This window comes from Vagococcus entomophilus (genome assembly GCF_003987595.1).
Lineage (GTDB): Bacteria > Bacillota > Bacilli > Lactobacillales > Vagococcaceae > Vagococcus_E > Vagococcus_E entomophilus.
On the sequence record NZ_NGJZ01000003.1, the window covers coordinates 285,553 to 299,681 of the forward strand.

Here is a 14,129-nt window from a genome sequence, read left to right on the forward strand (position 1 = left end):
AAATTCATTCGAACTAAGGGGATTTCTACATAAAAACGCGATTTTTTTAGGATCAACAGGCAAAATAGAGACTTTTGGCTGCTTACTTCATACTCTCGGCATTATTATTCTGCTTGATCTAAAAAGTATAACTGTTGAAATCGCTTGTTGGTCTTTTTCAATTCTTTTGGCGCACCATGCATCTCAATATTCCCATTTTCTAAGAAAAGAACCTCATCTGCAGCTTCTATTCCTACTAGGTGATGCGTAATCCAGATTACTGTTTTTTCTTTTAATACTTCAAAAACCGTTTGTAGCAGCTTTCTTTCCGTAATAGGATCTAAGCCAATCGTTGGCTCATCAATAATCACAATCGGAACATCTTGTAGTAGAATTCTTGCTAGCGCAATCCGCTGTTGTTCTCCACCTGAAAAACGTTTCCCACCTTCTTCTACCATCGTATGGACTCCATCAGGCAAACGCTCAACAAGTTCTTGTAGCCCTGATCTAACAATCGCTTCATAAACTTCTTCGTCTGAAGCTTTGATGTTTCCTAAACGAACATTATTGATAATTGTTGTATCAAAAAGATGCGGACTTTGACTTAGAACTCCGATCAATTGATGGATGTTTGTATCAAGTTTTTCCACACTTGTTCCTCCAATTAACACACGACCTGTTGTAGGAGACAAATCACCATGAATTAATTGGGACAATGTCGTCTTCCCCGTCCCACTCTTGCCCAGTACAGCTGTTGTTTTACCTGATTCAATCGTCCAATTGAAATTTTGTAAGAGCCATTTTGCTTGAGCACCGTACTGAAAAGAAACATTCTCTAATTGAATGGTGGTATCTTTTAAGCAGAAATTTCGTTCGTTTTCTCCGGAAGTTGATTTTGGTTTAGGTAACGCATCCAATCTTTTGGCTGAGTCTTCATACATTGGCATTTCTGTCACAGCAGTTGCAATTGGTGCAAACGCGTCCATCAACGGAAAAAAAGCCAGAACAAAAGCAGCAATCCAGTTCAGTCCTGCATGACCTGTTTGATAGTAATACATGCCTGCCCAAATAAATAGTGCAATAACTACCCCGCCAAATATAAATTGAATACAAGTGTTTAGTCTTCGTGTAGCCTGATTTAGTGGTTCATCTTGGGCACGGACTTCTTTTTCAGCTTGATTATAATGGTCCAAAAACTCTTCGTAACGCCCACTATACTGCCAGTCCCCTACTCCTAAAATAGAATCAGTCAATTTCCCGTATAACTCATGTCTTTTTTCTTTTCTTCGATAAATCTTCGCTTGGTTCATCAGTACTGAAACAAGGGGGAAAACAATGACTAAGACCCCAATAAGTAAAAGCATTATTCCAGCAAATACAAGGGAAAAAGCACCAAATATCACGACAATGATGCCATATAGTAACCAAGCAATGAGTGTTGGAAAAATGGTCCGCAAATATAAATTTTGAATATGTTCAATGTCTTCTGCAAGTATCCCTAAAACGTCGCCAGACTGAAATGTTCCTCTCGCTTGCATTGCCTTTGATTCTAATGAACGATAAAGTTTCAAGCGAATATCAGAGGTCATCTTAAGCACCCAGTTATGACTGGCTAAACGCTCTACATATCTAAATGCTGGACGACCTATCCCAAAAGCTCTAGTTAGGACAATTGGAACATATACAAGTAAAATATTAACTGGATGTGTAGCTGACTTACTAATGAGATAGCCCGAGTTAAACATGAGAGCACTCCCACAAAAAAAGGTCATCATGCCCAAAAATAAAACTAACAAGAGTAACTTTTTATACTTTTTAAAGTAAGGACGAACCCAGGTATCCTTTCGTGACAACAACAAATATTTAGATGTTTTCAAACCCAATCTACTCCTTTCATCCCATTTACTAGTTTGCGGTAAAATCCATCATTTTGACTGACTTCTTCGTACGTTCCAGCTTCGACCAACTTCCCTTGATCCATCACTAAAATATAGTCCATTTCTTTCATCCAATGCAGCCGATGTGTCGCAAAAAAGACAAGATGTTCAGAAAATAATGGCAGCATGGTTTTTTTCAGTTCTGCTTCTGTTTCAATATCCAAATGTGCAGTTGGTTCATCAAATAATAAAATTTTTCTAGACTGGTCTAAAAATATTCGGGCTAATGCAACTCTTTGGGTTTGTCCCCCGCTAAGTGTTTGCCCTCCTTCTCCAATCACCGTATCTAAGCCTTTCGGAAGTTCAGAAATCAACTCTGTCAATCCTGCATGCTCTACCGCTTGTATCATTTCTTCTTCTGAGGCGTTTGGTACGTAAAAAGAAAGATTCTCACGTAAACTTGCATGAAAAATATAAGGATCTTGCGGCAAATAAAAAAGCTGCTCTTGCCAACTTTTTTGCGCTAAGTTTGCAACAAACTGATGATTGACTGTAACCATTTCATCCGAAGTAGGCTCTAAAAATCCACCCAATAGTTTGATGAGAGTTGACTTACCCGAGCCTGACAATCCAACAACCCCAACCTTTCCATAACCCTGCCACTCAAAAGAGAGGTCCTTTAGGGTCTCAATTTTCTCTCTTTGTTCATTAGTTTGATAGGAAACACTGGCCTTTTCTAATGCAATTGAATCGTCTTTGCCATAGGTTTTACTTAATGGGAATGTTGCCATTTTTTTAGGTTCTGCTTGATCAAGAATTCGAAAAATTGCCTTTAAGGTGTTCCCACCATTTAAAGTCGCATGGTAGTCATTTGAGAAATCACGTAACGGCAAGAAAAAATCAGGTGTTAGTACCAATACCAATAAAGCAGGCAAAAGCGCAATACCTCCGTTGATTAATTTTAGCCCCAAAAAGACGGCCACGACCGCAACCGATAAAGTTGTAAAAAAATCCAATGCAAACGTTGATAGAATGGCAATTTTCAACGTACTCATCGTAGCTTTACGATAATCTTCACTCACTTGGTAAACATTTTTTTCATATTTTTTACTCAACCCGAGTAGTTTCAATGTTTCCAAGCCACGTAACGCATCGATAAAATGGTTGCTTAAACGCTGAAAACCTTCGTATTGTTTGTCTGCTTTCGCTTTTGCAGCATATCCTAAGATAATCATAAAAACGATAATGATTGGAAAAACAAGCAAGACAATCACACCTGAAAGAATATCTTGGGTAAATAAAAAGGCAGCAATAATCCAAGGAATAATCATCATATTCGTAATTTTAGGCAAGATTAAGGTGATATAATTTTCAATCTGACTAATTCCTTCTATTGCCATAGTCACCATATTTCCCGTTCCTTCTTTTTGAACAAAATTCGGTCCAAGCACAAATAATTTTTTCATAAATTTTTGACGAATGGCTTGAGATTCTCTATAAGCATAGGTGTCCAAAGATTTATCACGAATATACTGACATGCTTGTCGTAGCATAAAAAATAAAAAGAATAAACCTACCTCTACGAGTTGATCGCCCACCTTCCCTCCGTTCCATAAGTTTGTGATACCTTTTGATAAAAAATAAGCCTGCCCAATAATGAAAAGAGCTTGCAGAACAGCAAGTCCTGCAAGCCCCCCAAGAACAGCTCTCATCTTCTCAATTCGGAATAAATTTTTATCCATCATGAGAGTAAGCTCCCCCTTTTCCTAACCCAATTCTTTTGCCAAAAATATAGTACGACCATGCTTGATAGGCAAGGACAAATGGCAGGATTGTAAAAGCAATCTTGGACATCAAACTCAGTGTATAAGGTGTACTTGAGGCATTTTTGATTAGTAAGTCCGTGCTTGAACCTAATGAACTAATCATAACCCTTGGAAACAATCCATTAAATATCAAAACCACCACACCAGCTAAAACGAAACCTGTTGTTAAGAAAGATAACAGCTCTTTGTCTTTCCATGTGCCATATGCAGATAGACATGCACACAAAACGATTCCAGCAAGGATTGCAAGCGAAGAAACCGGACGAGCTTGAATAAAGTCTGTTTCTAGATAAACTAAAACTGCAAACACTACCAATCCCACAAACAAAACTGGATATAACCGTTTAGAAAGTTTTTGTGCACGCTCACGCACACTACCCTCTGTTTTAAGTCTAATATAATTTAAACCATGTAAGAAACAAATCAAGGTAACTGCAACCCCACCAACTACTGAAAAAAGGTTGACATAATCACCAAAAGAAGCATAAATTCCCTTATCAGCTGCTAGAGGCATTCCTCGTACCATGCTGGTAAACATTAAACCAAATAAAAACGGCGGAAGGATACTTCCTATAAATAAAGTCCAGTTCCAAAAATTACGACTCTTGGCTGTCTCCATTTTTTCTCTAAATTCAAAAGATACTCCTCGAATAATTAGCCCCACTAAGATTAAGAACAAAATGATATAATACCCACTAAAAAGAGTGGCATACCATTCGGGAAAAGAAGCAAACATCGCACCACCTGCTGTCAGTAGCCAAACTTCGTTCCCATCCCACACAGGTCCAATTGTTTCAATTACTTGATCGCGCTCTTCTTCATTTTTGACAAGAAAACGTGTCGCCATTCCGACACCGTAGTCAAAGCCTTCCAAAAAGAAGAATCCAATAAACAGAACCGCAATTAGAATAAACCATAATAGTTGTAACCCACTCATATTAGAACGCCTCCTTAGAAAATGGATCTAATGCTACATTCTCTTTGATTTCTTGTTCTTCGTGATAAGGTCCTTTATTCATTTCTTTTCGGATAAGGTAAACTAATACCGCTCCTAAAGACGCAAACAATAAGAAAAAGACAATATTCGTAAAGAGCATTTGGTTGGCTGTGACGTTGGGTGATACACTATCTGCAACCGTAAACACTCCATAAACAGTCCAAGGATAACGTCCCATCTCTGTAATTAACCAGCCTGACGTATTCGCAATAAATGGAACAAAGGTACACACTCCTGTGACCCAAAGCAACCATCTTTGCTTCATCAACCAGCCTTTTTTTAGTAGGAACAAATCTAAAATAGCTAATGCTATCAGTGCCGTACCAAAACCAGCCATGATTCTAAAACTCCAGAAAAGAACATTCGTTGGAACATAATAATTCATATCTTTCCCGAATTTACTATCATATTTTTCGTGTAGTTCTTTATTTACTTGGTTCATCCCTTTAAAACTACCGCTCAAACTATGATTTCCTAAAATGCTCAGCATATAGGGAATCTCAACTGAGAATTTCGTTTCTTTTTCTTTTGTATCAAACAAGGCTACTGCCGACCAAGAAGCCGGATCATCTGTATTTTCATAGATACCTTCTGCTGCTGCAAATTTCATCGGTTGCTCTTCAATCAATGCTTTTGTTTGCAAATCTCCGACTGCAACAGTCAAAATTGCAGCTATGCCACCCAAGACAAGGCCTACACGCAATGATCTCGTGAAAAATTCCACGTCTTTTTTCTTAAATAATTTCCATGCAGAAAGACCCGCAACCACAAATGCGCCTGTTAGGAAGGCTGCAAAAATAACATGCGGAAATTCCAACCACAATTGTGGATTTTTAATCACTGCTAAGAAATCATTCAGTTCTGCACGACCAGTTACGCTATTAAAGCTATAACCAACCGGATGTTGCATAAAACTATTGGCTAGTAAAATCCAAAATGCAGATAGTGTCGAGCCGATGACAACTAACCAGATAAAAACCAAGTGAAGTTTTTTACTGAATTTAGTCCAGCCAAACGACCACAAGCCAATAAAGGTTGATTCTAGAAAGAATGCAAGTAAAGCCTCAATCGCTAATGGAGCCCCAAATATATCTCCCACAAATCTAGAATAGGCTGACCAGTTCATGCCAAATTGAAATTCTTGAATAATTCCTGTTACCACCCCTACTGCAAAACTAAGCAAAAAGATATGCCCCCAAAATTTTGCCATATCTTTATATATCTCTTTTTTCTTTACAACGTACAACGTTTCCATAACAGCAACAACTAATGCAAGACCAATAGATAATGGCACAAAAAAGTAATGAAAAATGGTCGTCATCGCAAATTGAAACCGTGCTAACGTTAAAACACTCATGTAAAGAACCCCCTTTTCCTATTTTTAGTACACCCTACATTATAGTCTAAATTAAATTAATTATAAACTAATTTTTTAAAAAAAGTAGAGAATAAAAAATGAGCCCGTTTAGTCTCTACTTTTTCATTTTTAATTTTTGCCTATTTAACGCATCGTAACAAACTCTTCCGCACCTGTCGGATGAATCGCTACCGTATCATCAAAATCTTTTTTCGTCGCACCCATTTTGATTGCTACTGCAAACCCCTGAAGCATCTCATCCATCCCCAAACCAATCCCATGTAACCCAACAATTTTTTCTTCTTTTCCTACACATACCAGCTTCATTTCACACGCTTGCTTATTTTGCGCCAAAGCATATTGCATCGGGGTAAATTTAGAAGTATAGATTTTCAGCTGCTCCGCACCATACTTTTCTTTTGCCGCTTCTTCGGTTAGCCCTACCGTTCCGATTGTCGGATGAGAAAAAACTACGGTTGGAACAGTATGATAGTCTAAATAAGCATCCGTTTGACCATTGAATAACCGCTCAGATAATCTACGACCTGCTGCGATAGCTACTGGAGTTAAATCAATTTTTCCGATAACATCTCCTACAGCGTAAATCCCAGACTCTGTAGTATTTTGATACTTATCTACTCGGATCATTCCCTTAGAATCACAGTGGACATTGGTATTACTAAGCCCAATATTTTCTGTATTTGGCTTGCGCCCAACTGCCCAAATGACTTGCTCTACCGCTACCTTTTCACCAGACTCTGCTAACACTTCAAGGCTGCCATCCGCTGCCTTATCGATTTTTTCAGGAACAAAGTTGGCATGCAAATGGATTCCTTGTTGCTGATATTCCTCGACAAGCGCTTTTGAAATCATCCCATCAAATGAACGTAAAACAGTCTCTTTTCTATAGAGCAACTGTGTCTTTACACCTAGTTGGTTTAGGACACCGGCTATTTCAACGGCAATATAGCCAGCACCAATAACTGCGACGCTTTTCGGCAGTTTTTCCAGTGCAAAGAAACCATCAGAATCAATCCCATACTCTGCTCCAGGAATCTCTAGAATCATTGGTCGACCACCAGTTGCAATCAAAATATGCGGGGCTTGATACTTTTTCTCTTCCACTTCGATGGTTCTAGAATCAACAAATTGCCCATAGCCTTTAACAACTGTCACATGATTACTGTCAAGTCCGTGATAATAAGCCCCATGCAACCGTTCAATGTAGGCTTGACGATTCTCAACTAACTGTTTAAAATCAAAATTTTCCACTTGAATATCCAGTCCAAATCCGCTGCTCTCATTTTCTATAGAAGATTTCAATGACGCAGCTGACCACATCACTTTCTTAGGCACGCAGCCAACATTGACACATGTTCCCCCAATCTCTTTTCCTTCAATCAATGCTACTTTTGCTCCACGCATCGCAGCACGATTTGCAGAAGCAATCCCACCGCTTCCGCCACCTAAAACAATATAATCATATTTTTCTATCATTTCTGTTAGCTCCTTTTATATTTCATCCATTTTATTATCTCAAAAAAAGGAAAAAAACACATCTAATTGGATTGGAAATAAAAAAAGTATAAGGAGCTTCTCATGAAACTCTCCTTATACTCTTTTACTCTTTGAAACAAAAAAGTCGATTATTTCTTTTTTCGAATCATATCTCCAATCGCAACCGGTTGAGAAACCGGCATGGTCAAAAGCATCATCGGATTTGGTGCTCGGTCAATCGGTTCACCTTCCTCATCCCACATAGCTTCAACCTTTTGATGAAAATGATGAAATCCAGGTCCATAAAACTCGACTTCATCTCCTACCCGAAAATGATTTCTTTGACGAATCGTCGCAATCTTAGTTTCTTCATTATAGGCCATCACCTCACCCACAAATTGGTAGACAGGTATTTTACGTCTTGGGCCAAATAGTTGCTCTTCTTCACTAGGTTTTTGGTAATAAAAACCAGTCGCAAGTTCTCGTTGTGCCACTTTCCATAGCTCGTCAATCCATTCCTGTTTACATACGTAATTTTCTGGGTCTTCTACGTAACTATCAATAGCTGCGCGATAAACATTTGATACGGTTGACACATAGTGAATAGACTTCATCCGACCTTCTATTTTTAGACTGTCAACACCATTTTCAACTAAATCAGGAATATGCTCAATCATTGACATATCAACTGCACTCATCGAAAATGGCTCTTCTATCCCTTGATCTGTGAATGTCTTTCTTTCGGTTCCAAACGGCATATCATATAGTTCATATTTCCAGCGACAAGACTGAGAACAGCCGCCACGGTTCGCATCACGAAACGACATGTGATTAGAAAGCGTGCATCTTCCAGAGTAAGAAATACACATTGCTCCATGAATAAACGCTTCAATTTCAATGCTTGTATTCTTTCTGATTTCGGCTACTTCTGCCATTGAAACCTCACGCGCAAGCACCACACGTTCTAAGCCCTCTTCTTTCCAGAACTCCAATGTTTCATAGTTTGTTGCAGAAGCCTGTGTGGATAGATGAATAGGCAAGCCAGGTGCTTCTGTCGCACAAATCTCAATCAGAGCCGGATCCGAAACAATCACTGCACTAATCCCTATCGTACGTAGCTCTCGGAAAAATTCCCCCGCACCCTTAGCATCCCCTTCGTGTGTCACCATATTGGCCGCGACGTAAACTTTGGCTTGATGTTCCTTAGCATATGCTACGCCTTCAGCCATTTCTTCATAACTAAAATTTCCAGCACGGCTTCTTAACCCATAAGCATTCCCACCGATATAAACGGCATCTGCGCCATAATGAATCGCTGTTTTTAATTTTTCTAGAGTTCCAGCAGGTGCTAACACTTCTGGTTTTTTTAATTTACGTTTTTCTATTGTCATGACTGTCTCCTTATTTCACATCTTCTGGGTTGAGTAACAAAAACCCAGTATCTAACCCACGCATTTTGGGATGTAATTTTACAACCTTTTGATTCATTTCTTCTAAATATTCTGTTGTTACAAGATTTGCCGCGAACGCTTCTTTTATTTCTACAAAGCATTTAGCAATGTCTACAAACGTTTCTCCTGGGGTAAAAATCCCATCTAATTTCCAATGATTATACGAAGATAACGCGACCAGCTTGTCTAACTCCAACGTCAGGTTCACATCATTATTTGCAAAGATATGAGTCCCATGAGTGTCTTCATAAATAGAATAATGCGTGTCTTCTTTTTTAGGCTCTGATAAGAAGAAGCCTCTTGCTTTAGATACTTGATCTTCAACGCCAACATATGAAAGATAATTCTGCAATAAAGGTCGTAACGATTGATGAATACAGGTCGCTCCGTACACCAGGACTTCTCCAAATACGTCTAAATTAGGAGCCATGGACACAAGTTCCATGTAAGGAATCTCACGCGCAAGTACAGCTCCAACAGCCCCTTTTTTCCCCCAAAAATTAATCTGTCTTGAGCTGGTTACAAGTGTTTCTCCATCATATATATAGGGAATACCGTAAGAACCTTTTTTAAGTAGATAAATAACTCCAGTATCTCCAACCGTGATTTGATCAACTTTAATTTCTTTTAAAAAAGTTAGATATGCTGGCACTTCTTTCATTTTTTCTGGATGCATCATCGCATTGACAGCAACCGTGACTTTTTTTCCTTTTTCATGGGCCATTTCAACCAATCGTTTTTGTTCTTCTCTTGTAAAAGAGGTTGGCAAACGCAAGCCAAAGTGTTCTTCTCCAATATATAGAGTATCAATTCCTGTATTTATAAGTTGCTCCGCTTGTTTAAGCGATTCTGCCGTTGCAGTAATAGTAATCATGAAAAAAATCCTCCTTTGTTACTCCACACATCCTACCACAGCTTCACAAACTTTAAAAGTCTGCTTTGGACTAACCTTCCTTATTACTTAAAAAAAACCGTAAAAAATGAGCCAGAACGTTGTACTTTGTTCCGACTCATTGTCGTAATCATCTTTATACCGTTTGTAGCTTGACAGCCTTTTTCGCACTATTCACAGTTAAAGTAATTTTTCCTTTACTAGCTCCAAGTGTGACCTTGTCTCCCACAACTGCTTGCCCTGCTAACAACGCTTCGCTTAAGCGATCTTCTACTTCTTTTTGCAACGCTCTGCGAATCGGACGAGCGCCGTACTCAGGATCAAAGCCTTCTTTTGCAATCACTTCAATAGCTGCGGGTGTAATCTTGACTATAATCCCTTGCTCATACAATCGACTGACAATCGTTTGACTCATAATTTTAACGATTTCATGTATCTCTTTTTTATCCAGTGATTTAAAGACGAGCAACTCATCCACCCTGTTTAAGAATTCAGGTCGAAATGCTTTCTTTAGCTCTTCCAAAATTCGCTTTTTCATCGCTTGATAATTTTTTGACTTGTCAACAGCATTGAACCCAACCGATTTTTCATCTCTAAGCGCTGTTGCTCCAATATTAGAGGTCATAATCAAGATGGTATTGCGAAAGTCAACTTTTCGACCTTTTGAATCAGTCAAATAGCCATCATCAAGGACTTGAAGTAACATATTGAAAACATCGGGATGCGCTTTTTCAACTTCGTCCAGTAAAATAACCGAATAAGGATGCTGTCTGACCTTTTCTGTCAGTTGACCTCCTTCATCATACCCTACATATCCAGGAGGAGAGCCGATCAAACGACTTGTACTATATTTTTCCATGTATTCAGACATGTCTACTCGAATTAGAGCACTTTCTGAGCCGAACATTGCGTCGGCTAATGTTTTCGCTAATTCTGTTTTTCCGACACCAGTAGGCCCTAAAAACATAAATGATCCAATTGGACGATTAGGATCTTTGAGCCCACTTCTGGCCCTTCTAATTGCTCTTGAGACAGATTCGACAGCTTCTGATTGACCAATGACTCTTTGATGGAGACGTTTTTCAAGCTCAAGTAACCTTTGGCTTTCTTTTTTTTCTAATTGTTGCAGTGGAACCCCTGTCCATTGTGAGACAACTTCCGCAATATCCTCGCTTGTCACTTGTTGCTGATATTCTGAGGGATCTTGTGCTTCCTCTATAAACATTTTTTCCATTTTAAGCTGTTGACGCTGTTCTTTTTTTCTAAACTTTGCTGCTTTCTCAAAATCATGTTCACGAATCGCCTGCTCTTTTTGAAGAACGAGCTCATCCAGCTTAAGTTTCTGTTTAGTAAGTGGAGACGGCTCATTTGCTGTGTCCAGCCTGACTTTTGCTGCAGATTCATCAATTAAATCTATGGCTTTATCTGGCAATTGTCTCGCTGTTAAATAACGTACAGACAAATGCACTGCTTCATGTACTGCATCATCCGTAATTTGTACTTGATGATGCTCCTCGTAGCGGCTACGCAACCCTAGTAGTATCTGTTCCGCTTCTTGTAAGGTTGGTTCTTCGACTTTCACAGCTGCAAATCGTCTTTCAAGTGCCGCATCTTTTTCGATATATTTTTGATATTCATCTAACGTTGTTGCCCCCACAGTTTGTAACTCTCCACGAGCCAAGGCTGGCTTCAAAATATTGGACGCATCAATTGCTCCTTCAGCACCACCTGCTCCAATCAAAGTATGCAACTCATCAATGAATAAAATTACTTCACCATCTTGATAAATTTCTTCAATAACTTTTTTCAAGCGATCTTCAAATTCACCGCGATATTTAGTCCCAGCTACTAATGAACCCATGTCAAGCATCATCAGACGTTTGTTCTCTAAAGTATCAGGAACCGTTCCAGCCACAATTCTTTGGGCTAAGCCTTCAGCAATGGCAGTTTTCCCAACACCTGGCTCCCCAACTAATACTGGATTGTTTTTTGTGCGTCGACTTAAAATTTGAATCATACGACGAACTTCTTTCTCTCTGCCAATCACTGGGTCGATTAAATTATTTTTGGCCATCGCCGTTAAATCTCTTGCTAACATATCTAGAGTTGGTGTCATGGATTCTTGTGCTTGTTGCAACGGTACAGGATTTTTTCTGGCGTTTTGTCTGGAGGATTGCGTCGTGTTGATTCCAACTTTTTTTAAAACCAACTGTCTCATTTTGGGAAGACTTACACCTAAGTTTGCCAAAATGCGTGACCCCAAAACCTCATCTTCGCGTAAAATTCCTAGCAATAAATGTTCCGTCCCCACACTTGGAGCACCCATTCTTTTCGCTTCATCACCTGCATATGTCAAAATTTGCTTGGCTCTGGGTGAATAAGAAAGATATAGGAACTTAGCAGTACTCGTCGAACCGTATCCTGCAATGGACTCAATCTCTTCTCGGATGTCTATTTCACTCACTCCAAGTTGACGAAGTGCTTTTCCTGCAATGCCGTCTTTTTCAATGACCAAACCTAAAAGCAAGTGTTCTGACCCAATAGATTGATGTCGAAAACTTTTGGCTTCCGCTTGTGCAATTTCTAACACTTTTTTTGCTTTTTCCGTAAATAACTCATCCATGAATCATCACTCCTTTTCTTCATATCCTAAACGAGTCAAGAACGCTTTAAATAGGCGTGCTCTTAACTCTTGTTCATTTTTCTCGTTGGTTGATTGTAACACTTGTTTGCTAATTAGTGAAAGAAAAAGATTTCCTTCTCTTTTGGTTATTATCTCATTATCATATAGTTGTTGCAATAAGGACAAAGCATCCTGTTCCGATAATTTATTTCCAATCATTTCTTCTAATTCTAGCAAAATTTCTGACCCAGTCGAAAGAGTCACTTTAATAATACGAATATAACCGCCACCACCACGTTTACTTTCTACTATATATCCTTTTGGAATCGTAAATCTTGTTTTAATTACATAGTTAATCTGCGATGGGACACAATTGAACTGACTCGCCATTTCAGCTCGACGAATTTCAATTTGTTCCTGTTCAGCAAGAATCTGTTTTAAATACGCTTCAATTACATCTGAAATATTTTGGTTATTCACAGCCTTCACCTCACTTATGCGTATAATTGACTAACTTTGACCTTTATTATACTCAATTCTGCCAATTAAATAAAGAAGTTTGATTCCCTACAGAAAACTATTAACAAGTAAAAATAGTTCGGATGAAACCATCCAAACTATCTCAACATTTTTTAGTCACTAACTAATTTTTATGAACTTCAGGGCTTACACTTTTTATTTCCTATATGATAAAAAAATAGAGTGAAAGATAATTTCTTTCACTCTATTTTATCAATTTCTACCAATTCTACCAATAGATAATCGGGAAGACAGGATTCGAACCTGCGACACCTTGGTCCCAAACCAAGTACTCTACCAAGCTGAGCTACTTCCCGAAAAAAATGCACCCAAGAGGAGTCGAACCTCTAACCTTCTGATTCGTAGTCAGATACTCTATCCAGTTGAGCTATGGGTGCAAGTGTGATTAACAAAGGACAATGCCGAGGACCGGAATCGAACCGGTACGGTGATCACTCACCGCAGGATTTTAAGTCCTGTGCGTCTGCCAGTTCCGCCACCCCGGCAACATTATTTTATTAATCTTTTTGCTTTCGCAAAAAGCGGAAGACGGGGTTCGAACCCGCGACCCCCACCTTGGCAAGGTGATGTTCTACCACTGAACTACTTCCGCATATAAATAAAACGAAGAGAGAGAAAAAGACACTCTCAAGAATGCCGGCTAAAGGATTTGAACCCTCGACCCTCTGATTACAAATCAGATGCTCTACCAACTGAGCTAAGCCGGCTCAAAGTGCGGGTGAAGGGACTTGAACCCCCACGCCGTTAGGCGCTAGATCCTAAATCTAGTGCGTCTGCCAATTCCGCCACACCCGCATATAAAAAAATGACCCGTACTGGGCTCGAACCAGTGACCCTCTGATTAAAAGTCAGATGCTCTACCAACTGAGCTAACGAGTCATATGGAGGTTAACGGGATTGAACCGCTGACCCCCTGCTTGTAAGGCAGGTGCTCTCCCAGCTGAGCTAAACCTCCATGACAACAAGCGTGGCAACGTCCTACTCTCACAAAGGGAAACCCTTCACTACCATCGGCGCTAAGAAGCTTAACTTCTGTGTTCGACATGGGAACAGGTGTATCCTTCTCGCCATCGCCACCACACTTCGTGTC

General features: G+C 39.4%; 9 protein-coding genes, 8 tRNA genes and 1 rRNA gene. All 18 read right to left on the reverse strand.

Annotated elements, in window-relative coordinates:
* Window positions 1–104 precede the first annotated feature (104 nt).
* The 18 genes from cydC to rrf all read right to left on the reverse strand — a co-directional run bounded on the left by cydC (window position 105) and on the right by rrf (window position 14,120).
* Entirely contained in the window at window positions 105–1,856 is a 1,752-nt protein-coding gene (gene cydC, locus CBF30_RS10305) for a thiol reductant ABC exporter subunit CydC (protein WP_126826345.1), read from the reverse strand.
* Window positions 1,853–3,601 carry a thiol reductant ABC exporter subunit CydD gene (gene cydD, locus CBF30_RS10310; protein ID WP_126826348.1) on the reverse strand — a complete coding sequence of 583 codons (1,749 nt, stop codon included), beginning with the start codon at window positions 3,599–3,601 and terminating at the stop codon, window positions 1,853–1,855. The genes cydC and cydD overlap by 4 nt, the downstream gene beginning before the upstream one ends.
* Complete coding sequence (gene cydB, locus CBF30_RS10315; protein ID WP_126826351.1) at window positions 3,591–4,619, reverse strand: cytochrome d ubiquinol oxidase subunit II; 1,029 nt, start codon at window positions 4,617–4,619, stop codon at window positions 3,591–3,593. The genes cydD and cydB overlap by 11 nt, the downstream gene beginning before the upstream one ends.
* A gap of 1 nt (window position 4,620) precedes the next feature.
* Window positions 4,621–6,036 carry a cytochrome ubiquinol oxidase subunit I gene (locus CBF30_RS10320; protein ID WP_126826355.1) on the reverse strand — a complete coding sequence of 472 codons (1,416 nt, stop codon included), beginning with the start codon at window positions 6,034–6,036 and terminating at the stop codon, window positions 4,621–4,623.
* Between the two features lie 144 nt (window positions 6,037–6,180).
* A complete protein-coding gene (gor, locus tag CBF30_RS10325; RefSeq protein WP_126826402.1) occupies window positions 6,181–7,530 on the reverse strand; it encodes a glutathione-disulfide reductase in 1,350 nt (449 codons plus the stop codon).
* A 152-nt stretch (window positions 7,531–7,682) separates the two neighbouring features.
* On the reverse strand, window positions 7,683–8,924 hold the full coding sequence (locus tag CBF30_RS10330) for a peptidase U32 family protein (protein ID WP_126826358.1): 1,242 nt from the start codon (window positions 8,922–8,924) through the stop codon (window positions 7,683–7,685).
* Window positions 8,925–8,934: 10 nt separating this feature from the next.
* Window positions 8,935–9,858 carry a peptidase U32 family protein gene (locus CBF30_RS10335; protein WP_126826361.1) on the reverse strand — a complete coding sequence of 308 codons (924 nt, stop codon included), beginning with the start codon at window positions 9,856–9,858 and terminating at the stop codon, window positions 8,935–8,937.
* Window positions 9,859–10,012: 154 nt separating this feature from the next.
* Complete coding sequence (locus tag CBF30_RS10340; RefSeq protein WP_126826364.1) at window positions 10,013–12,499, reverse strand: ATP-dependent Clp protease ATP-binding subunit; 2,487 nt, start codon at window positions 12,497–12,499, stop codon at window positions 10,013–10,015.
* A 6-nt stretch (window positions 12,500–12,505) separates the two neighbouring features.
* Window positions 12,506–12,979: a CtsR family transcriptional regulator gene (locus CBF30_RS10345; protein ID WP_126826367.1), complete on the reverse strand. Its 474-nt coding sequence runs from the start codon at window positions 12,977–12,979 to the stop codon at window positions 12,506–12,508.
* 282 nt (window positions 12,980–13,261) lie between these two features.
* Window positions 13,262–13,335, reverse strand: a tRNA-Pro gene (locus CBF30_RS10350).
* A gap of 7 nt (window positions 13,336–13,342) precedes the next feature.
* Window positions 13,343–13,416: transfer RNA gene (locus tag CBF30_RS10355), tRNA-Arg, on the reverse strand.
* A 22-nt stretch (window positions 13,417–13,438) separates the two neighbouring features.
* Window positions 13,439–13,524 (reverse strand) — tRNA-Leu (locus CBF30_RS10360).
* A gap of 35 nt (window positions 13,525–13,559) precedes the next feature.
* Window positions 13,560–13,631: transfer RNA gene (locus tag CBF30_RS10365), tRNA-Gly, on the reverse strand.
* Between the two features lie 42 nt (window positions 13,632–13,673).
* A tRNA-Thr gene (locus tag CBF30_RS10370) sits at window positions 13,674–13,746 on the reverse strand.
* A gap of 6 nt (window positions 13,747–13,752) precedes the next feature.
* Window positions 13,753–13,834, reverse strand: a tRNA-Leu gene (locus CBF30_RS10375).
* Between the two features lie 11 nt (window positions 13,835–13,845).
* Window positions 13,846–13,918, reverse strand: a tRNA-Lys gene (locus tag CBF30_RS10380).
* A gap of 3 nt (window positions 13,919–13,921) precedes the next feature.
* A tRNA-Val gene (locus CBF30_RS10385) sits at window positions 13,922–13,994 on the reverse strand.
* A 10-nt stretch (window positions 13,995–14,004) separates the two neighbouring features.
* Window positions 14,005–14,120: ribosomal RNA gene (gene rrf / locus CBF30_RS10390) — 5S ribosomal RNA — on the reverse strand.
* Between the last annotated feature and the right edge of the window lie 9 nt (window positions 14,121–14,129).